At 60.6% G+C, this 20,317-nt stretch carries 13 protein-coding genes; all 13 read right to left on the reverse strand.

What is annotated here, in order from left to right:
* Positions 1–4: 4 nt before the first annotated feature.
* The 13 genes from FHT97_RS23925 to FHT97_RS23985 all read right to left on the reverse strand — a co-directional run bounded on the left by FHT97_RS23925 (position 5) and on the right by FHT97_RS23985 (position 20,019).
* On the reverse strand, positions 5–283 hold the full coding sequence (locus FHT97_RS23925; RefSeq protein WP_183757385.1) for a hypothetical protein: 279 nt from the start codon (positions 281–283) through the stop codon (positions 5–7).
* Complete coding sequence (locus FHT97_RS23930) at positions 267–3,242, reverse strand: SEL1-like repeat protein (RefSeq protein WP_183864471.1); 2,976 nt, start codon at positions 3,240–3,242, stop codon at positions 267–269. The genes FHT97_RS23925 and FHT97_RS23930 overlap by 17 nt, the downstream gene beginning before the upstream one ends.
* On the reverse strand, positions 3,239–4,411 hold the full coding sequence (locus tag FHT97_RS23935) for an alginate lyase family protein (protein ID WP_183864472.1): 1,173 nt from the start codon (positions 4,409–4,411) through the stop codon (positions 3,239–3,241). The genes FHT97_RS23930 and FHT97_RS23935 overlap by 4 nt, the downstream gene beginning before the upstream one ends.
* The gene (locus FHT97_RS23940; protein ID WP_183864473.1) at positions 4,408–8,139 is read right to left on the reverse strand and encodes a right-handed parallel beta-helix repeat-containing protein; all 3,732 of its coding nucleotides are present in this window, start codon (positions 8,137–8,139) and stop codon (positions 4,408–4,410) included. Before FHT97_RS23940 ends, FHT97_RS23935 begins: the two co-directional genes overlap by 4 nt.
* A gap of 78 nt (positions 8,140–8,217) precedes the next feature.
* On the reverse strand, positions 8,218–9,348 hold the full coding sequence (locus FHT97_RS23945; protein WP_183864485.1) for a PilZ domain-containing protein: 1,131 nt from the start codon (positions 9,346–9,348) through the stop codon (positions 8,218–8,220).
* A gap of 10 nt (positions 9,349–9,358) precedes the next feature.
* The gene (locus tag FHT97_RS23950; protein WP_183864474.1) at positions 9,359–11,014 is read right to left on the reverse strand and encodes a glycosyltransferase; all 1,656 of its coding nucleotides are present in this window, start codon (positions 11,012–11,014) and stop codon (positions 9,359–9,361) included.
* Between the two features lie 118 nt (positions 11,015–11,132).
* Positions 11,133–12,524: a nucleotide sugar dehydrogenase gene (locus FHT97_RS23955; protein WP_183757390.1), complete on the reverse strand. Its 1,392-nt coding sequence runs from the start codon at positions 12,522–12,524 to the stop codon at positions 11,133–11,135.
* A gap of 474 nt (positions 12,525–12,998) precedes the next feature.
* Positions 12,999–13,820, reverse strand: coding sequence for a carbohydrate ABC transporter permease (locus FHT97_RS23960; RefSeq protein ID WP_183864475.1), 822 nt, complete (start codon positions 13,818–13,820; stop codon positions 12,999–13,001).
* Between the two features lie 3 nt (positions 13,821–13,823).
* Positions 13,824–14,690 (reverse strand): sugar ABC transporter permease, encoded by an 867-nt coding sequence (locus FHT97_RS23965; protein WP_183864476.1) that lies wholly within the window; start codon positions 14,688–14,690, stop codon positions 13,824–13,826.
* A gap of 53 nt (positions 14,691–14,743) precedes the next feature.
* Positions 14,744–16,075 carry an extracellular solute-binding protein gene (locus FHT97_RS23970; RefSeq protein WP_183864484.1) on the reverse strand — a complete coding sequence of 444 codons (1,332 nt, stop codon included), beginning with the start codon at positions 16,073–16,075 and terminating at the stop codon, positions 14,744–14,746.
* Between the two features lie 32 nt (positions 16,076–16,107).
* Complete coding sequence (locus FHT97_RS23975; RefSeq protein WP_183864477.1) at positions 16,108–17,652, reverse strand: putative N-acetylmannosamine-6-phosphate 2-epimerase; 1,545 nt, start codon at positions 17,650–17,652, stop codon at positions 16,108–16,110.
* 68 nt (positions 17,653–17,720) lie between these two features.
* Positions 17,721–18,470 carry a GntR family transcriptional regulator gene (locus tag FHT97_RS23980; protein WP_183864478.1) on the reverse strand — a complete coding sequence of 250 codons (750 nt, stop codon included), beginning with the start codon at positions 18,468–18,470 and terminating at the stop codon, positions 17,721–17,723.
* Positions 18,471–18,594: 124 nt separating this feature from the next.
* Entirely contained in the window at positions 18,595–20,019 is a 1,425-nt protein-coding gene (locus FHT97_RS23985) for a histidine kinase (protein WP_183757396.1), read from the reverse strand.
* Between the last annotated feature and the right edge of the window lie 298 nt (positions 20,020–20,317).

Consider the following 20,317-nt stretch of genomic DNA (forward strand, 5'->3'; position numbering starts at 1 on the left):
CACCTTACTGCTTCCGGTCGTCGTCGTTCTTGCTGCGGGTGGCCTTTCCTCTCCGGTGCAGGCGCTGGCGCGCTTGCGAGAGGATTTCGTCTCTCACCAGAACGACCCAGTCATTGGATGGGCCGTGATCGCGATCGCCACGTGCCGGAACAATCAGCGCGGTGCACGCCAGCACCCGCCAACTGCTCTCGGGGGTTCCTTGCAGGTTCACGCCGCTGAGCGGCGGACGCGGCAGACGCTTGCGAAACGTGACGCTGCGTTGGCGCTCACTCTTCCACACCATTGTCTTCCACCCCTTTGTCTTCTGCCCCTGGCGAGGATGCGGCCGTGCCGTCTCCCGCCTGCATCGTCCTGAGCTTCTTGGCGGCCTGGACATGCTTCAGCGCCCGGGCGCTCTCCAACCATTTGATGGCCTCGGCCCTGCTTGCGTCCGTATTGTCGGCTTCGAGTTGCAGGGCGAGATGAAACATTGCCGTGGTGCTTCCCGCATTGGCGGCACGAAGCTCCCATTCCCGTGCCTTTTCAAGGTTCCTGTCGACACCGATGCCGTATTGATAGACCTCGGCCAGACGGTACATGGCGTCGGAGGCATCCCATCCGGTGCTCGCAGACGCCCGTTCCAGCCAGAGAATGCCAGCCTCGGGATCGCGTTGGGTGCCGAAGCCGGACAGAAGCGCGATGCCGGCCCCGATCATCGCGGAGACGTGACCTTCCTTTGCGCCGCGCATGTTCATCCGGAATGCTTGCGATGCATCGACACCGGGTCCGACGGCTGAACCATAGGTTTCGGCAAGGTCGTGCCAGGCAAATGCATAGCCATGGTCGGCCGCCGAGCGCAGCAGCTGAAGGCCCTTGTCTTCCTTCTTTTCGACACCGCTGCCCCACATGTAGGCGAGGCCAAGTTCGCGTGTCGCCATCGGATTGCCAGCATCGGAGGCCGTCTTCAGGTTGGTCGCCGCGACCGCGAGATCGCGCTTGACACCGCGGCCCTCGCGATAGGCTCGCGCCAGGCGCATGTTAGCGGACGGATCTGTCGGATGGATCACCAGCGCGGCACGGTAGTAGCCGACGGCCCGCGGCTCGTCGCCCTCGACAAACTGGCCATCCATGTAGAGATCGCCGAGTTTCGTAAGGGCATCGATCTCACCCTTCTGCGATGCCTGTTCGAGCAGCTCCAGGCCGGCCGGAACATCCTTCGCGTCCCCTTTCCCCTCGATGTAGACATTGGCGAGGGCAACGGCGGCACCTGGAATATTCGCGCCGGCAAGTTCACGCAGCATGAAGGCAGCCTGACCGTTCAGCCTGACGTCGGAAGGCAGCAGCATGGCGCTTGCCAGACGTACTTTCTCGCGTGGGATATCGCTGACGGTCTTCAGTGCAAGACGCAGCCATTGGATGCCGACATCAGGATTCTGGGCCCGCTCCGAAAGGTACTGGTAAAGTTCGACGGCAGCCGGGCTGTTCTTCTTCCGGGCGGCCGTGGTCAATCGGCTGATCGCTTCGTCGAGCTTGCCGTTGGCCTTGAGGAACCTTGCCATTTCCACCGGCGCTTCGCGGTTTCCCGCTGCAATCGCACTGGAGAAGGCTTCATGCGCGTCCTTGAACGCGCTGTCTCCGCCACGCGAGAGGTAGAGGTTGGCAAGGTTTACCAGTGCGTCGGTGGCACCAAGCGCGATTGCCTTCCTGTAGAGGGTCACAGCCTTGTCGAAGTCCTGGCGGACGAGCTTGCCATCGGCGTAAGCCTGGGCCTCCTTGAGCATGGCGCTTTCGCTGCCGGCGCTCGATGCGCGCTCGATGAAGGGAAAGGCCTTCCTCTGCGTATCGTTGTCGGGGGAGGAAAGGTAGACGTCGGCAACGCGATTGAGGACCTCGACCGATTCTGCATGTGCAAGAGCCTTGAGATAGTGATCGATGGCTTTCGTCTCGTCGACGGCGCCAAGGACGCCTTTCGCATACATGTCGCCAAGCAGCATTTCCCCGGTCACGCTGCCTTTTGAGGAAAGCTCAGACAGCTTGGCGGCGGCAAGCGCCACATTTTCATGGCTGCGCAGTGACGGGACATCGATGACGATATGGGCGAACCGTGTCAGCGCCGCGCCCGATCCGTTTTCGACGCCAAGCCTGAAAATGTTTGCCGCGCGGGTCTGATCGATGACGACGCCGGCGCCGTCCCGGAAGCTCTCGCCGATCCGGACCAGGTCCTCGGGAGCCACCCGGCCGGACATCGTCGCCTCGTAAAGGGCGTCCGACGACGTCCTGCGCTGCTCGGCCGTCTCCTGCAATGCCTGCGAATAGTAGAGGACCGCCGTGGCGTCCTTGGCGTCGATCAGCTTTCCGATCCAGGTGTCATAGACTGCAGGTGGCACGGAAAGCTTGCCGGCATCGGCAAAATCGCGGACCAGCTCCTGTGCAGCCTCGATCGACCCCTCGCGCGCGGCCGCCTCGTACTGCTTGACTGCGGCGGCGGGATCAAACAGCGGGGAGTCCGGATTTGCGAGCAGGCGGGCGACCCACAAGGTGGCCGTCGCCTGTCCGAGTTCCGCCGACTTGCGGTACCAGGAGAGTGCCTTTTCCTGATCCTCCGGTTTGGCCGATAGCCTGCGATAGTAGCCACCAAGATCGAATGCGGCGTTGGCGTCGCCGCGCGCGGCTCGCTGGCCAAGGAGGTTGATGCCGAATTGCGTCATGGCGGCCGCCTGTTCAGGGGTCGAGCCGGGAAGCTTGGCAAGCTCGAATGCTGCCGCCGCGTCGCCAAGGCGAAGGGCAAGATTGAGGTCATCACGCGCCTGCGCGATCCGGTCTGGACGCGATGCCAGCCTTTGCCCGCGAAGAAATGCGGCTTCGGCGTTGCCTGCCTTGATGACATCCTCAAGCAGGGACAGCGCGCGGTCGACATCGACCGGTCCCCCCTCCCCGCTCAGCATCATCTTGGCGAGAAAGAGCTTTGCTTCGCCCTGTCTTGGACCCGGAATCGTCACGGCAGCTTCAAACGCCTGGCGCGCCTTTGGAAAATCCGGAACCCGCAGCGGATTGTCGACCGAGACCGCATCCCCACCTTGCAATTGTCTGGCGAGCTTGACCAGACCGTCGCTGTCGTGGCGCTGAATGAGGAGATCGACCTGCTGTGCCGGTTCTACCACCAGTTCTGACGCCGCTTCGTCGGCTGCCAGGACAGGCGTCGACAAAGCGAGGCACATGGCTGCGACAAGAACAGAGTGGCGGCGGTTCCGGCAACGGGTCATCCTTGCCTCCAGAAGCAGGTGGCGTTGCCACCGGCGAACTCATCGATGAGAGGACGTTCGTTCGCACCTTCCCGCTCGAGGAGGGCCCCTGCCCGCCTGCCCGGGAAGTTCTCCGGCTCGCGCACTGCGATGGCTTCGAGGAAGGCGAGATAGTGCCGTCCGTTGCCGCGGTTTTCCAGGAAGCCGAAATCGGGCTTCATGAAATCCTCCTCCGGACCTGGAATATAGTTCTCCGCCGCGTAGGCGTTGACCAGGATCGGGTTGGTCATGCCGTTCATCCAGTAGGACAGCACCGTCCACATCGATTTTTTGGCACCGTCTGATGTGGCCGTGGCGTCGAACAGATCGTCGCCTGCGCCCCTGGCGATTTCAGCCATGACGGTCATGCTCGTCAGCGACTGGCGCATGTACCAGAGGGAGCGCGCACCGCGGCGGGTTTCGAGAGGCAGGCTGCCGTCGGCGCGCGCATCGTCAAGGATGACGCGGAAGCGGTCGATACCCTTCTGATAGAGCGCCCGGTCGCCGGTCAGGCTGCCCCAGGCCATCAGCACGCTGTCGGCGAGATACCGGTGATTGTTGTAGTCGACACTTCCCTCGAACATCTGGTCGGTGCGCCGAACCAGCGGATCGATCCAGGCAGTGAGCTTCTGCTTGTCTTCATCGCTGAGCCCGTCGCGAATGATCGAAAAGGCAACAACGGTCGGCAGCATCAGCCGCTTCAGGGCGTAATAGGCGTCGTGGATTTTCTCGGTCTTAGAAAATGCGCCGGCGTCCGCCCATTTCAGCAGGAACCGCTTCAGCATGTCCTCCGCACGCTTGTCGCCCGCGAGTGCGCGGCCAGAGAGCACCATGACAGCAAACGCATACTGGTTGCCGGACCCGTCGGTTCCGTAGCCTTCGGTGGTCGTCAGGCCCTTGACAATCTCGATGTCCATCCACTTTGGATCGGCGTCGACCGACAGGCATGCCTTGCGTGCGTCGGACGATGATTTCTGCGCGAGGAATGCCCTGCGGGCTGCGACGTCGAAGAGGCCCTGATAGGAAGCGCTGTCGGTCGTCTCTGAAGCCGCCGCCAGCGTCTCAAGGGGCGATACTGCCACAGTTGATAGGAGGGCCAGGAAGGCGAGCCCGTGGCGCACGGCCATGAACATGGGAGCCGCTTTTTTCACGTGCTGTCTCCTTTTGCGTGGAAGCCATCGAACTGGACCGAGCCATGCGTGTCCGTGCAGTTGCCTTCTGCTTTGCTGTCGAAGAAGAGGGCATCGTTTTCCCCGACCAGTCCGGCCTTGCGGAACGCACATTCATAGTTGACCGGGCGCAGCGGCCGGCATGTGGAGGCGATTGCGACAGGTTCATGCCCGTTGAAGCGCAGGACATGTCCCTCGAAGGGACGGGCGTCGCCGTCGAGCAGGCGTCCTTCCTGGCTCTGGAATTCGTTTTGCGCAAGCGTCACGCCGGAAGCACCGTCCGCCTTGATGCCCTTGCCGTTGGCGGAAATCAGGTTGCCCGTCGCTGTGAAGGTTGTCAGCGGCACATAGGGATCCATGACAAGATCGCGCCTGTGCTCGTCTTGCGCGGAAGACAGGTCGCTGATGTAACCGCTGATCGCCTCGAGCTTGTTGCGAACGATCGTATTGTCCCTGACGGCGACATCCCAGCTGTTGCGAAGCCTGATCCCGGACCGGCCGTTGTCGATGAAGGCATTTGCGACCGCAAGATTGCAACTGCTTTCGAAGAAGGTCAGTCCGTCCTGGTCGTTTTCGAAGGAGAAGTTGCCATAGAGAAGGTTGTCGACGCTGTCGCGGTCCAGCATGAGGCCGGAGCCCTTGTTGTGGAAAACGACGTTGCCGACCTTCCAGCTGGCGTCGACGCCGCGCGAGATGATGATCCCATGCTTCACGATGGTGTCGTGGGCGGTGTTGAGCGCGATCAGCAGCCGCTGCGAGCGGTCGTGCGGATCGACCGCGTACAGAACATTGTTCGCGTACTCGTTGCCAACAAGGGAGATGTCATCGGCTTCATAGGAGTAGAAGCCGTATTCGAAATTGTGGAAGTAGTTCTCGACGACAATGCCGGTCGGGTTTTTCAAGGCATCGCGGGCCTTGGCGATGGCCTTCGGACCGGCCGAAAAAGTCAGCCCGAATGACTTCGAGGCTGCATAGCCCAGCGAATCCATGACCGATCCGCCAATATACATTTCTGAATTGCTCCAGCCGACAATGAACGGGCGGAAGGATCCGCGCGTGGCCTTGCTGGAGCTCCTCGGCTCGTTCAGCGTCTCGTCCCACGATGTCACCGTCGTGTCCTGGATGTAGAGTTTGCCGGCAATCGCCATGAAGGCACCGCCGGTTGCCGACAGGCGATAGACGGAGGCCTCCTGGCCGGACAGAATCAGGCTTGCTTCCTCGCCGACGAGCAAGGGAGCGCGAAGGGTCACGACATCACCGTCCCGTTCGATGAGCGGCGTGTCGCCGACGCTGCCGAGCTGCATCGCCAGACTGCCAAGCGTATAGATGCCGCTCTGGACAACAATGATCCGCGGGTAAAGCAGGCCCTGCGCCCGTGCCGCATGGGAGAGGCCGGTCGATCCGCCGGCGAGATCTTCCATGAACTTGCTCTCATAGGGACTGAGGTTTCCAAGCGTTATCGAGACACGCCCCGCGACAGGCAGCGGAATCATCGCGCGCGTGGTCGCTGCGGTCTTGCTGATATCTGGATAGCCCTGGGCAAGCGGCGGCGTCGACATCGACGTCGTATGGATCGACATCCTGCCGTCGCTGAAGATCGACTTGGACACGCCTGCGGTGGTTTGGTCCTTGTCCTGCGCCCCGCTCACTGGCATCACGTAGTCCGCAGGCTCGCCCCTGCCCATCCCGAAACCGAGGCGGTCGAGATGGGAGAGTTGCACTTCAGCGATGGCCCGAAACGTCTTCACGCGCAACATCGGATCGCGAATGTCACGGGTGGAAAGGACAGCTGTCTTGACATAGGCCGGATCGCTCGCGGCTGCGACAAGCACCTCGGCCCTGATGGCCTCCTCGCCCGCCGAGAGCTGGCTGTCGAGATAGGCAAACGCACTCTTGGCATCGCCGGACAGGGCGGCGCGGCTTGCGATGCGTCCGGCTGCCTTGGCCTTCAGCTTCTCGTCTGAAATCTTTCCGACGAGCGATTTGGCAAGGTCGATCTGATTGGACTTTGACAGGTAGTCGATGATGTCCAAATAGAGGTCGTCACGCTGTTGCGCCTTGCCTATGCCGCCGGTGAAGCTGATGGCCTGACCGACGACATCGCGGGCGCGGTCAGCCCCGCTCTTTCCGGACATTTCCTTGGCGAGGCGCAGCAGGGCTTCAACGCGATACTCCGGCTCCTTGATCGACGTTGCAAGGCCGAGCGCATCGTCGATCCTGCCGCTGCGGGCAAAGACCCGGACGATTTCCGACTGCACGCGACCCTTGTCCTCATCGTTTGCGATCTCGTTTGCAATGCTCGCTGCCGCATTGAGATCGCCTGCCCTTGCCTTCGCACGACCAATGCCTGAAAGGGCCTGTTCGCGGTCCTTCTGTTCGGCAATTTTCGGCAGAAGCGCTTCAGCCTTGGTGAGGTCGTCGCTGTCTGCGAATGCCTTTGCAAGATTGCCAAGCGCACTTGACGCTCCCGCCATGTCCGTCAGCTGGCCTGCAAAGGCGCTGGCATCGTCAAAGCGCTTCAGATCGGTAGCACCGCTGATCGCCGCAATAAGGGCTGCTTCCTTCGCCTCGCCGCTCAACGCCTTGGCGATGGTCGTGCCTCGCTGATATTGTTCGAGGGCCATCTTGGTCAGGCCGCGATCGTCAAGTTCGGTCGCCAGGATGAAGTCGATCTCCGCAAGTCCCGGACCGGTCTCCATCGCTTCGGTCATTGCGGTCGCGTCGATCAGGCGATTGGCATCGACACGGTTCTTCACGATGCGGACGATCAGGTCTTCCTGGTCGCTCCTGTCGGCCAGGCTCGTGGACAGCACCGGAAACAGGTTTACGGCATTTGCCTTGAGCGCGGCATCGAGCACCTCATTCATCGCTTGCGCGCGATGTTTCGACGATTCCGGATCGACCGCGAGGGCGAGAAGCAGGGCCTGCTCGATCCGGCCGGCGGAGAGTTCGGTTTCGATTGCGGCGGAGAGATCGTCGAACTTGGCGTCCCTGACATCCGTCTTGCCGACTTTCCGATCGCCGAGGATACGAAGGGCAACGTCGTAGCGCGCAAACCCTCGCATCCGTGTCGGCCACATGCTGCTGACCGCCCTGTTGATGATCTTCGAGGTCAGCATCGGTTCGACATATGCGCCGACTTGGGCGATGTCGTTCAGCGCTGCGTTCTTTTCCTGGGCCGAGGTCAATTTGGCGGTCTCGCCGATGGCCCGCTCGAGAAGGGCAAGAGCCGCATCGTGATCGCTTGCGATCTGGCGGGCATAATAGGCGAGAGCGGAGACCTTCAGCGCCGGCGCCGAGAGTTCTTCAATCAGCTCGTCGATCTTCACCCGCGTGGCGATGCGCTCGTCGGGATCGACGCCCTTGTCCGTCAGGCTGGACAAGATCGCGCTCAGCGATCCGGACGTCACGACATCGGGCGTGATGCCATCCGTCTTCAATCCGTCTATGCCCGTTCGCGCTGCCTCGTCACCGCTCTCTGCCGCCTGTTTCAATGCGGTCAGCTCGTCGCGGGCGCGGTCATAGGCCTTGACGCGATCGGCTGGCGCCTTGGCCTTGTCGACGTCAAGGATGGACTGGTGGATCCTGTCGATGATCTCGTCGGCGCTATCAGCGGCCCGCGCGCATGCCGGGGCCAGGCCGATGGCGAGGACGACGACAGCCAGAACCGGGGCCGTCAATTCTGCGAGGGATCGCTTTGTGCAGGTCATACGCATGGACTCCGTCCGTTTCCTCGTCATTGCAGACTGTCGAACTCGCTTGACGTGCTGTTGCACGCGGGGCGCGTCTCACCCTTTCGGCTGTGCAGGTGGCGTGCTCCCGGTATCGATTGCCCCGACCGCCTCGCTTACGGCTTCGGTGAGCGGAAGCCCCGTCCAAGGCAGTTGCACGAAGCGGACGGTCACGGGCGTTCCGACGAAGGACGACAGGTCGGCATCGCCGACGTCGATGTTGATCGGGATCCGGTCGCCGGATTCAAGGTCGGTGGTTGTCAGCTTCGGCAGGTCCCGGATCGATGCGTTCGGGATCCGCGCTCCATGCGGAAGATCGACGAGCACCCGCGCGCCCCTGAAGAGGCGCTGCGCCTCGGTGTAGTCGACCATCGCCACGACATGCGGCTTGGCATTGGCCATACGCAGGGAAAGAAGCCGCTGACCTGCCCTCACCTGGCTGTCCAGTTCCACCTGAACGTCCTGGACAATGCAGTCACAGCGGGCGAGCACGCTGATGCTCTTGTTGTTGGCCGTCGGCAATATCGTCGCTACCGGATCGCCCGCCTTGACCGCCCCTTCAGTCACGACGTTGGTGAGGACCCCGTCGGACGGCGCAATCACGGGCGCTGAATCGATCGTCACGAGCGACTCGTCAGCGCGGAAGGTCCAGAGTTTCTGATAGAGCGCGCCCCACAGGAACAGGACGACCGCCAGGCAGAGAGTTCCGAGCAACCCAATGCGAAGCGACCGCTCGGCGAGCGCCGCATAGCGATGGCGTCCCGAGGGTTCCAGAGGTTCGGCTTCCTTCTTGCGGGTGTGGTGCTCGATCGACCGGCTCGTTAGATCGAGAAGGTCGTTGAGGGTGACAACCTCACCGGTCAGATGCGCATCCCTGACATAACGGAGGAAGCGAAGTTGTTCTTCGGTCAGGGACATGTACTGGAATCCGGTACGTCCCTTGACCGGATCGTTGTAGCGAACCTGCGCGGTCACTCTCAGGGTGAAGACAAAGCCGTCGAAGGGGAATTCCAGGTCGACCGGAAACGTCCCGAACTCCTGTAATCGGGTCTTGCCGGTCGCGACGCCGATACCGCCGACCGACCAGTCGAGGCACTCATAGCGGTAGCCCTCGATGATGCATTTCAAGGGAAGCTTAAAACGTGGATGCTGGCGCTGTACATCGGCTTCGAATTTGACGACGTTCATATCCGCTTCCTCAATCTATCGGGTCCAGTCCGTAGGCCATTGCAAGTATGGATGCGTCCGGGACAGCCAATTGCCCCAGCACGAGAGCGACGAGTGTGATGAAAACCATGACCGCGGTGACCTGCACGAAAGCGGAGGACGCTTCGCGAAGCCGCCCGGCGAAACGGGTACGACCATCTGCAAGCGTTGTCTTCTGGCGGGTCCAGCGCTGCTTGTTGAGATGGAAGAAGATGTAGGTCTTGATGATCGATCCGTAGATCTGGTTGAAGTAGATGAAAAACGGATAGAGGGCAGACACCCGCGGTCTGGAATTGAACAGCATCAGCGTCAATACGTAGCGGGTAACCAGAACCCAGAGAACGTAGATCAGGAACGCGAATGGCGTTTCGAACAGCCCGACCAGACACACCATTGCCAGTCCGGCAAGGGAGGTCCACATCGACACGCGCTGATCGAAGATTGTCCACCAGGTGAAGTAGCCGACCTTGCGCGGTCCGAGCCTCAGTGCCCGCGAATTGGTGCGCAGCATGTTGCCGAACCAGCGCACCATCAACTGCGTCGCCGCCGGGAAAAACCGTTTCGACGGAGGTTCCTCAACGGTTGCGACGACGACATCGGGAACGTAGAGCATCTGGTAGCCGTTGCGCAGAAGCCAGAACCAGCTCGACTTGTCGTCACCAGTTAGGAATTTCAGGCGGCCGAAGCGCCAGTGATCGACGTAATCAGACTCGACCTGTCTTACGAAGTCGGGATTGCAGACGATCGATGCCCGGAACATCGACATGCGCCCCGTCAGGGTGAGCACCTTGCGGGACAGCCCGTTCGACGACATGAGAATGTGCCGCTGGGCAAAACGCAGGCTGTACCAGATATGGAACTTCGCCTTGCCGTGCACCCGGGAAACCTCGTCGGTCGTCAGCGCCCCGACCCGGCTGCTGGCACGGAAAAAGCCGAGGCATCTGCCGATGAGATCGGGTGGTACGATCGAATCTCCGTCGATGACGGCGACGACGTCGTCCTCTCCTGGGTCCTGCCGGGAGATTGCCCGGAAGGCATAGGCGAGCGCGTCGCGTTTTCCACTGCCGGCAATGCGGGTGATGATCAGCGACACCTTCGTGTTATTGCCACAGATCAGCCGATGAACCAGCTTGATCAGCCGCTGGTCGCCGAGCTCGACAATGGATGCCACGACTGTTGTTTCGCAGGGCGCGCGTTTTGCCGCCTCGAATGCGGCGCGATAGACGGCGGCCGTCGTATCGCTGTCGATGCGGTAGCTGGTCACGAGCAGAAAGGCACGCTGTTTGCTCGCGCTGCCATCACTGGCGCGCATGCAGTCATCGGCGACCTTGCGCATTTTTGGAAAGACAAGAAAGCGATAGATGTTGGACCGCACGAAATGTGTCAGTCCCCAGCCATAGCGCCAGATCGCAAGTAGGCCGAGGCCGAACAGCGCTCCCGAGTGGGCGCTTGCAAGACTGTCGATCGGGGTGATGCAGGCGATGCCGACGACAAGGACGATATAGGCCAGATGCGCCTCGAATGTCTCGCTCCAGGCAACAAAGCGCGCGGCGGCACGACCCTCGCGGCCGAACGTCGACACAGCAGGCAGACGGTCCACTGGTGTCGCAACAGGTCTTGCGTGATCGGCGTACGGTATCCCCGCCATGGTTCCTGCCTTATTGATCATGAACAAAGAGCTGACAGAAATCGGGAAGCCCCCGGGCTTTCCCTCCACCCGCACCGGATGGATGCGCCGGCCACCTGCCGCGGCCGGCGCAGAACAATCACCAGCACAAACCGTGGTAGGTGACGTTCCCGTTCTGCGGCCGTTCGATGCGGGCGAGATCGATCACCGTAACCGGCATGCCGGCGGCTTCGAGTGCATCCTTCAGGCCGGGATACTTGTTGCCGACGACGATGACCTCGGAGGACGCAATGACCTCGTCCATGCTGTCGCGCAAATGGACGGCGATATGCCTGAGGTAGTTGCGGCCCTGGCTGGCATCCCTGGCAACGTGTGGATCGTAGATCGTCACCTCCTTGCCCTTGCCAAGGAAACCCTCGACCAGTTCGAGGAGCGGGCTTTCCCTGAGATCATCGGTGTCTGCCTTGAAGGTCACGCCGATGAAGCCGATTTTTTCGTGCGGTGCCGCATCGACGAGCGAACGCGCGTGATCGATCTGGACGGTGTTGGCAAGCCTGGCCGCATCCAGAAGCGGTGTCGGAACGTTCATCGACCGGCCGAGTGCCGTCAATGCCCTGAGATCCTTGGGAAGGCAGGAGCCGCCAAAGGCAAAACCGGGCTTCATGTAGGCCCGGGAAATATTCAGGCGGGTGTCCGAGCAGAGCACGTCCATCACCACATGGCTGTCGATATCCTTGGCCTTGCAGATGTTGCCGATCTCGTTGGAGAAGCTGATTTTCACGGCATGCCAGCAGTTGTTGGCGTATTTGACGATTTCGGCGCTTCGCATCGGGATGACGTGCGGTGTCACGTCGATGCCGCTGACAAGGTCCCTGAGGGCGTCGATCGAACGGGTATCGTCCCCATACTGTCCAAACACGATCGCGCCTGGTTTGTAGTAGTCAGCAATCGCCGTGCTTTCACGAAGAAACTCCGGATAGTAGGCAATGCCGAAATCACGTCCAGCAACCTTGCCGGAAGCAGTCTCCAGTGTCGGGATGACGATCTCTTCCATCGTACCGGGCAGGATGGTCGACCGCATGACGACGATGTGGAACTCGTTCTTGTGCCGAAGTGCCTTGCCGATATCCTCGCAAACCTGCCGCACATGGCTGGTATCGAGCGTTCCATCGGGAAGACTTGGCGTACCGACACAGCAGAACGAGATATCCGTGTCGTTGATGGCATCGGCTGCCGATTGCGTGGCATTTAGCAGTGCGCCGTCATGGGCGTTGTGAAGCAACTCGTCCAGACCCGGCTCCACGATCGGAGCCTGACCGTCGGCGAGATGGTCGACCTTGAAGGGATCGGGATCGACTGCGACGACGGGGAAACCGTCATTGCAGAGACATGCGGAAGATACGCAACCAACATAGCCGGCACCGAAGACACTGACCCGATGGGTGCGCGTCTCCGTGCCCGGATAGTAGGCGTCGAGAAGAGCAACTTTTTGCGTGGAGGCATGGTGAATGGAATGAAGATCAAGTTCCATGGGCGACCTCTGTCTGCGCGTAGTTAAACCTTCCGAGGAATGACTTCTACGGAATGAATTCTTGCAGTTTAAGGAAACCCCACCCGGACGTATTATTGATCGTCCTTGGTATCGCGGTCATTACATGCTAGGCGCAAATAACTCCGCATGCAACAGTAAAAACATATTTGCGATAATATAATTTTTTGCGGCCAAATCCTATATTGAATTAAATCAGGAAAATCAGGCAATTAAGTCCCTGTGATCGAATTTGTTCAGTCGAAACAAAAAGTATATCATGCAAGCATTGGGGCAGGATTTGGCTCGGTAGAATGTATATTGAGGCAAGATGCGTAAATATTGCGGAAGCATGTTTTATACTTTCGATGCCAAGTAGCGATCCGGCCGTTTTTCTCGCTGTCCGGAAAACTGGATCTTCGAGGCCCGGAGCGCGCAAGAGACCGGTCAAGGCCACCCGAGAGGCCGCCGGAAGACCTATCCCTTGACGGCGCCGGCGGTCATCGAGCCGGAAATCTGCCTGTACATGAGAAGTCCAAGCACGGCCGGCGGCAATGCGCCAAGTATCATCACGGCCGAAGCCGTTCCCCACTGGACACCGCCGCCACTGGCTGCAAAGAAAAACGAAGCGCCGACCGTCATCGGAACGGCTCGACTGGTTGTCAACATAAGGCCGAACAGGAACTCGTTCCAGGCGGTGATGAAGCCGAAGATGAACGTGGTCACGAGTGCCGGCCGCACGACCGGCCGAATGATCAGGAGCATGATCTCAAGGGAGGTCGCACCATCAACCTTCGCAGCCTCGTCGAGCTCCAGCGGGACGTCGGAAATCGCGTTGACCATGATGACGAGTGCGAGCGGCGTATTGACGATCGTCAGGATGAGCCCGAGCCCGAGCTGCGTGTCGAGAAGCCCCAGCCATTGATACATCATGTAGAGCGGGATGGCGAAGATGATCAGCGGCACGGCCCGCAGGTTGATGATGACAGGCAGGAGTGTTCGTTTGCCTGCCTCGCTTCGGGCAATGGCGTAGGCAGCCGGAAACGCCAGCACGATGGCAAGGCCCGTGCCGATCAGGGATGCGATCGTGCTGTTGAAAAGATAGGAGTAGATGTTGAAACGATCCGTGTTTGTCAGGACGCGAAGGTAGTTCTCGAGCGTCGGTTGGCTGACGAGCAGGCCGGCATTCATCGACAGTTCCCGCGTGCTCTTCAGCGAGGTGACGAGCGTGACGATCACCGGGAAGTTCATGGCAAAGGCGGCGACAGCAAAAACGATCCAGCGAGCAGCATTGAGCATCGCCTAAGTCCTCCTGCGGGCGGCAAGCCAGTTCAGGCCGTAGAGCACGGCCAGTGATGCGATGAACAGCACGACCGACGCCGCGACGGCCTTTCCGATTGCCCCCTGCTTGAAAAATGCCTGGTAGATGTAGATCGAGAGCGATGTCGTCGATCCGCCGGCGCCGCTTCCGGTCAGCGCATAGACGTTGTCGAAGACGCGAAAGCCATCGATGAAGCGGATGAAGAAGGCGATGACGAGGGTCGGCGCCATCAGCGGAAGCTCGATCCACCAGAGGATCTTGTACCAGGGTGCTCCGTCGAGTGCGGCGGCCTCCCGGACATCACGCGGGATCGCCACGTAGGCCATGTAGAAGAGCAGGAAGGCGAAGGGCGTCCATTGCAGCGTCTCGACGACGACAAGTGTGCGGAAGGCGTTGGTCACATCGAGGAATGCCGGGCTGTCCCCGAACCACAGGAACAGATAATAGGGCACCGGTCCGGCAAACTCGTGCAGGACGAGACGGTACATCAGGCCGACCATCGCCGGTGCAACCATCAACGGCAGCATCAATGGTGCCATCAGGAAGGACCGCCTGGCCAGAAGCGGCGCAAGGAAGATCGCGAGGAACAGCCCGATCAGGCATTCCATCAGTGCGGTCAGGGTGCCGAACCGCATGGAAAAGGATACGGCCTGCCAGAACTCCCCATCGGCCAGCACCGAGGTGTAATTGCCAAGACCGGTGAGGCTTGGACTGCGCAGGTTTTCGAAACTGACCGTCGAGACCGAATAGATCAGGTTGACGAGAGAGGGAAAGCCGAGAAACAGAAGCAGGAACGCCACAAGCGGCGTCAGGTAGGCCCTGCCCTCGGCATGTTTTACGGTAGCCATCATCATCCGCCGGGAATGCCGGCGACAGCCAAAGGGCTGACGCCGGCTTTGTCCTATTTCTTCAGGAGATCCTGCATGCCGGTCTGCACATGGGCAAGCGCGTCGTCGAGCCCCTGCTGGCCGGACCAGTATCCGGTGAATTCCTTCGCCTGCAGCTCGTAGACCGAAAGCGCGTTGGCGGAGGTTGCGCCATTCATGACGTAGCCATACTTGCTGGCAAATTCGCCAAGCTTGACGAGATCGGGACGTTCCTTGGCGACCTTGGCGACGACATCAGGCGATAGTGCCGGGGAGCCGCCGCTCTTGGCATAGAGCAATGCCGCATCTTCACTCGCCAGCCACTTCAGGAACTTGACCGCGCCTTCCTTGTTCTTGGCATTCTTGTTGAGGCCAAGGCCAAGGCCGTGAATGTGGTCGGCGCGTCCGTCCGGACCGGCGGGGGGAGCAACGATGCCGGTCACCTCCGCGACAGCCGGAGTTTTTTCGGCATTGGTCAGGTCTGCCGCTGCGGCGTTCCACTGCAGTGCTGTCGCGGCCTGGCCCGAGCCGAAGGCGGCGTTGGTTTCGGCGTATTCGTAGCTCAGCGAGTCCTTTGGCGAGGCGCCGGCGTCATAGAGCTTCTTGTAGAGCTCGAGACCCGTTCTGTAGGCGTTGGAGTCGACGGTGATCTTGCCGTCCTTGTCCATCCATTCACCGCCGTAGGATCGCGGCAGCGACTGGAAGACCATCATGTTGAAGAGAAGGTTCTTCATCTGCAGGACGGTGCCGTAACGCACGGGGCTTGCCGAATTTGCCTGCTTGCTGAAGTAGAGGGACGTTGCCGCCCAGTCGTCCCAGGTCCAGCTGTCGGGATCCTTCGGTTGGAGCTCCTTGCCGAGGAATTTCTTGGCGATCTCCCCGTAGGTCTTCTTTGCCGCATCGTCCTTCAGAAGCGCATCCACCAGGTCCTTGCGGTAGTACATGAAATGCAGGGAAAGGTCGGTTGGGACACCATATTGCTTGCCGTTGAACTGCATCGTCTTGAGGACGGATTCGCCAAAGACCTTCGCGGCATCCGGACCAAGGTCGATGGGATCCATGTAGGATGCGTAACGACCGATCGAATAGGTGGCGACAAGATTGACGTCGAACGCATTGGAGCCGGCGGCCATGTCGGCCTGCAGCTTGTCGAAGAAGCCGTCGCGGTTGAAGAACAGCAGCTCGACCTTGTCGGCATCGCTGATACCGGCCTGGCCATTATAGGCTTCGACCGTGGCGCGCAGCGCCGTTTCCTCCGAGCCGCCCGGCCAGCCAAGCACCGTGACGGTGGCATTTGCGATGCCAGGCAGGGCGACGCCCGCAAGAAGCGTTGCCGCAAGTGCAAGTGACGTGTTTTTGTATGTCATCATCGTTCCCTTTCTTGTTTGGTTTTACGTCGTTATTTCCCCGCTGCAGCCGGGCTTCCTCCAGCAAGATCCGCAGCGCCGATGATACCGGCATGCCGGCCGAGCCTTGCCGCCACGAGACGTGGTGCAAGCCTCGGCGACAATCCCTTGAAATGGTTTTCCATGAGGTCGATATAGCCCTGAGCGAGGCCGATGCCGCCGCCGATGACGATCCCGTCGGGATCGAGCATCAGCTGGATGTCCCGGCAGAGCGTTGCTGCGCGAAAGGCAGAGCCGGAGACGATGTCTGCCGCCCAGCTTTCGCCGTTTCTGGCGCGCTCGAAGACTTCGACGGCATCGACCGGGTGGCCGTTCTGCGAGGCTTCGCTGGCAATCCACCGGCCCGATGTCTGGTCCTCGAACGGTGACTGTCCCTCGGAAGGTGAGCGGATCAGCCCGAAATGTCCGGCAAGACCGAGAAGCGGCCTGCCGTCGATGACGACCCCGCCGCCAATGCCGGTCGAGATCGTGAGAAAGACGAGGCGCCGGGCGCCCGCTCCTGCCCCGAACCGGTACTCGCCCCAGGCCGCAGCCTGCGCATCGTTGACGGCAGTAGCCGGCTTGCCGAACATCCGCGTGACACGGTCGATGAGAGGGTAGCGGTCAGGGATTTGAAGCGTTGCCGGATTGAGGGCCGACCAGGATCCATCCTCGATCACGCCGGTGACGGCGATACCGATCCTGGCATAGCGGTCCGCCCAGCCGGCGGTCGATTGAAACACAGTCGAGAGCCAGGCATCAGGTCCGGCGCCGCGTTCGGTCGCAACCACGACCTCCTCGACAACCCTGTCGCCGCTGACAAGCGCTGCCATTGTCTTGGTGCCGCCGATGTCGATCGAAAGGACAGTGCCGTCTCCCGTTGAAGACGGTGCCCGATAGGCTTCGCCGATCGCTTGGCTGAACCAGCCTGTCACGTGCTCGGTGCGGGTAATCGCGGAGCCGACGACCACGGCAAATGCCCCGGCCCTTGCCGCTGATACCGCCTGCTCGGGAAAGCGGATACGTCCCTCGGCAATGACGAAAGGTGTGAGCCGACGCATGGCTGATATCAGCTCGATGTCAGGGTCGACGGGTTCCGGGCCGCCAACATAGCCGGAGAGCGTGGTGCCGACAAAATCGACGCCGGCAGCAAGGGCGCGCCCTGCATCCTCAAGCGAAGAGCAGTCCGCCATTGTCAGCTTGCCCTTGGCCTTTATCGCGCGCACCAGCGCTTCCACGGATGCCGGGCGGACGCGATCAGTGGCATCGAAGGCGACGATATCGGCTCCGGCATCGGCGAGCGCTTCCGCATCGGACAGGAACGGAGTGATGCGCACCGGACTGTCTCTAAGATCGCGTTTGACGATCCCGACGATCGGGGCGGTGACGGCGGCCCGCACGGCTTTGACATAGGCAACCGATTCGATCCGCAGTGCGCTCGCCCCGGCACTCAGAGCCGCTCTTGCGAAGCCCGTGACGAACGCGGCCTCGTCCATCGGTCCATCCGGAACCGGCTGGCAGGATACGATGAGGCTATTCCTGATGTCTTCCCGTTGCACCCGCGACACTCCATTTCGGCATCACGATAGATGGAAAATACCAGAATACAACCAGTTTATAACTGGTCTTATCGCTGCAGTTCGAACACGAAGTCGTAGACCTCGCCCTTGTAGCGGGTCTCACAATATTCGACGATCTGTTCGTCGGGCAGGAAGCAGCGTCTTTCGGTCACCAGCAATGGCGCGCCGGCCTCGCAATGGAGATGCGCGGCATCCTCGCTGGAGGCGGCTCTCGATCGCATCCGCTGGATCGCCCGCTGTGGCATGAAACCGCGCGCGGCAAGCGCCTCGTAGAGCGAGTCGCGAACGAGATCCGGTGAAGGAACAAAGCGCGTCGGCACCGTTGAACTCTCGACCGCAATCGGCTGCCCGTCTGCCGTGCGGACGCGTTTCATACGGACGACCATGGCGCTGGCGGAAAGACCAAGGGCCATCATTTCGGCTGGTGATGGTCGGCTTATCTGTTTGGAAAGCCAGACGCATCCAGGTTCCATCCCGCGCGCGCGAATGTCCTCAGAAAAGCTTGTCAGCGTCGCAAGCGACTTTTCGACACGCGATCCGACCTCCGTCCTGAAGCCATGGCGCCGGTTGAGGAGCCCTTCCTCCTCGAGCAACGCCAGCGCCTTTCGAACCGTTACGCGTGACAGCGACAGGTTCTCTGCCAGAACCCGTTCCCCCGGCAGCATGCCGCCGGGCTTCACCGCGTTGGAGCGAATGGCAGTCTCGATCGCCGACTTGAGCCGTTTGTAGAGGGGCACGTCGGGCGCGCTCTGGCCGAGCTCCCTGCCAACACGTTCGATCAAGCTGATTTCGGACATGGCGCTCCTTTCGACGGATCGATCCCGACGATCCTGAAAATCGGTATCTGGAGCTATACTGGTATTATCATCTTCGCGCAATTGCCGATGACAGGCCCCGGTTCCGCGGACCGCGGCATCAGAATTACTCCAGTGGCAGCAGGACGATGACGAGCGTGCCATTGCTGCGGCGGATCGTACGGAGTTTGCCGCCGAAGGCACGGATGCGACGCTTCTGCATCAGCTTGCCCAGGCGAATGCGCTGCGGGGCTATGGCCTGCGCCTTCGGTGGACTGCCGATATCGGCGATGGCAATGACAATGCGATTGCGCCGCATGCCATAGCGCAGCTGCTGGACGTTTCCTGGCGCGTGCCGGTGTGCATTCATCAGCGCTTCCTGGATGAAGCGATAGACGCAGATATTCAGATGTCCCCGGCTCGGATCGACATCGAGCTTACCCTTCAGAGCGACACGATTGCCGGTCAGGTCCGTGTGACGGCGAACGGCAAGCAGAATGGTTTCGTTGAGCGAAAGGTTGTCGAGCTCAGGCAGGACGAGGCCGGAGGATATGTTTCTGATGTCTTCCAGCACGGCCGAGACGAAGTGCTGCAGCTTGCCCATGCTTTCGGCAGAAACCACCACGCCGTCGCTCTCTGCGGGGGATGGCCTCATGTCGCTCAATCTGAGCTTGATGAGGGTCAGTACCTGTATTGGGCCGTCGTGAAGGTCTGCACCGATCTGGTCGAGGATCTTCTCGTTGAGCTTGCCGGCCTCCCGTCTTGCGCGTTCGGCCTCGAGCCGCAGACGCCGGTTCTGGTTCGACAGCTCCAACGCGTGCCTGAGGCTTGCGCGCAGCGCCGTGTGCTGGTCGTCGATCGTGCGGCTGCCGCTGCGGACGATCATGTAGAGAAGAGCGAGCATGGGAACGGAAACGAGGAGCACGATCATCAGCGTCGAGCGCCATGCGCCGGCAATTTCTGCAAGCAGATAGTTGGGTCGTTCGTAGAATTCGCCGACGAGGATCGTCTTGCCGGACGCGTCCTGCACCAATGGTGCATAGACCTCGATGTATTCGGACTTTCGCTCGTCTCCGGAGTAGTGGTGTTTTGCGATCATGGTGCGCGATACGACGACTTCGCCCTTCGTCGCACGCCTCAGCTCGTCAAAGACCTCTTCCCTGTCGAACTTCTGCCCCGCCGTCGAATAGAATAGGCTGCCATCGGTGTTCCAGATCTTGATCTCACGCACATGCTGGCCAAGCGGGCTGTCGCCGAGAAGCTGATCGAGTTTGGCCTTGACCTCGGGTGACAGGCTCTTGGAGCGGATATCCTGTTCAGAAATAAGCGGCTCGACGAAAGTCTGGAGGTAGGCCGCTCCGACGCTGCCCGCCCCCTGCATGATCGCCCTCTCGATGCTTTTCGTCGTCCAGAGTCCAAGCAGGAACATCAGGGCAAGGACGATCAGCGACGCGATGAGAATGAATTTCACCTCGAGGCGCGCCTTGCGCACCCGGTCCTTCATCCATCGCCATGTGACGGCCAGGCGCTCGGGCCATACCCGTTTTGTCATTTCGCTCTGCGCAAACGCCATGCTCCCCCCGAAACTCGACGCCGATGATTATATTCATGTTTGCGAATATTTTTCCTGCTGGCAACACACTTTCGATCATTCCAGCTGACGATCAAACAAAAGCGCCCCGACTGTCCTCGCGAACGGGCGATGACTGTCCCATGGGACAGCTTCTGCTGGCCCTGAGTATATCGTGATGGTGCGACCTTCGTTGCTTTCACTGGAATACTATAGTCTGGATTTTTGCTCGACCTTGTTCTCTGACGGCATAGTCAACCAAAATATATAACTAGAAAAT

Origin of the sequence: Rhizobium sp. BK399 (genome assembly GCF_014194695.1) — a bacterium.
Taxonomy (GTDB): Bacteria; Pseudomonadota; Alphaproteobacteria; order Rhizobiales; family Rhizobiaceae; genus Rhizobium.

Bases quoted from the DNA above. Each gene is read 5' to 3' on its own strand.
- FHT97_RS23925 (WP_183757385.1), bottom strand. From the start codon at position 283: ATGGTGTGGAAGAGTGAGCGCCAACGCAGCGTCACGTTTCGCAAGCGT.
- FHT97_RS23930 (WP_183864471.1), bottom strand. From the start codon at position 3,242: ATGACCCGTTGCCGGAACCGCCGCCACTCTGTTCTTGTCGCAGCCATG.
- FHT97_RS23940 (WP_183864473.1), bottom strand. From the start codon at position 8,139: ATGACCTGCACAAAGCGATCCCTCGCAGAATTGACGGCCCCGGTTCTG.
- FHT97_RS23945 (WP_183864485.1), bottom strand. From the start codon at position 9,348: ATGAACGTCGTCAAATTCGAAGCCGATGTACAGCGCCAGCATCCACGT.
- FHT97_RS23950 (WP_183864474.1), bottom strand. From the start codon at position 11,014: ATGGCGGGGATACCGTACGCCGATCACGCAAGACCTGTTGCGACACCA.
- FHT97_RS23955 (WP_183757390.1), bottom strand. From the start codon at position 12,524: ATGGAACTTGATCTTCATTCCATTCACCATGCCTCCACGCAAAAAGTT.
- FHT97_RS23960 (WP_183864475.1), bottom strand. From the start codon at position 13,820: ATGCTCAATGCTGCTCGCTGGATCGTTTTTGCTGTCGCCGCCTTTGCC.
- FHT97_RS23965 (WP_183864476.1), bottom strand. From the start codon at position 14,690: ATGGCTACCGTAAAACATGCCGAGGGCAGGGCCTACCTGACGCCGCTT.
- FHT97_RS23970 (WP_183864484.1), bottom strand. From the start codon at position 16,075: ATGACATACAAAAACACGTCACTTGCACTTGCGGCAACGCTTCTTGCG.
- FHT97_RS23980 (WP_183864478.1), bottom strand. From the start codon at position 18,470: ATGTCCGAAATCAGCTTGATCGAACGTGTTGGCAGGGAGCTCGGCCAG.
- FHT97_RS23985 (WP_183757396.1), bottom strand. From the start codon at position 20,019: ATGACAAAACGGGTATGGCCCGAGCGCCTGGCCGTCACATGGCGATGG.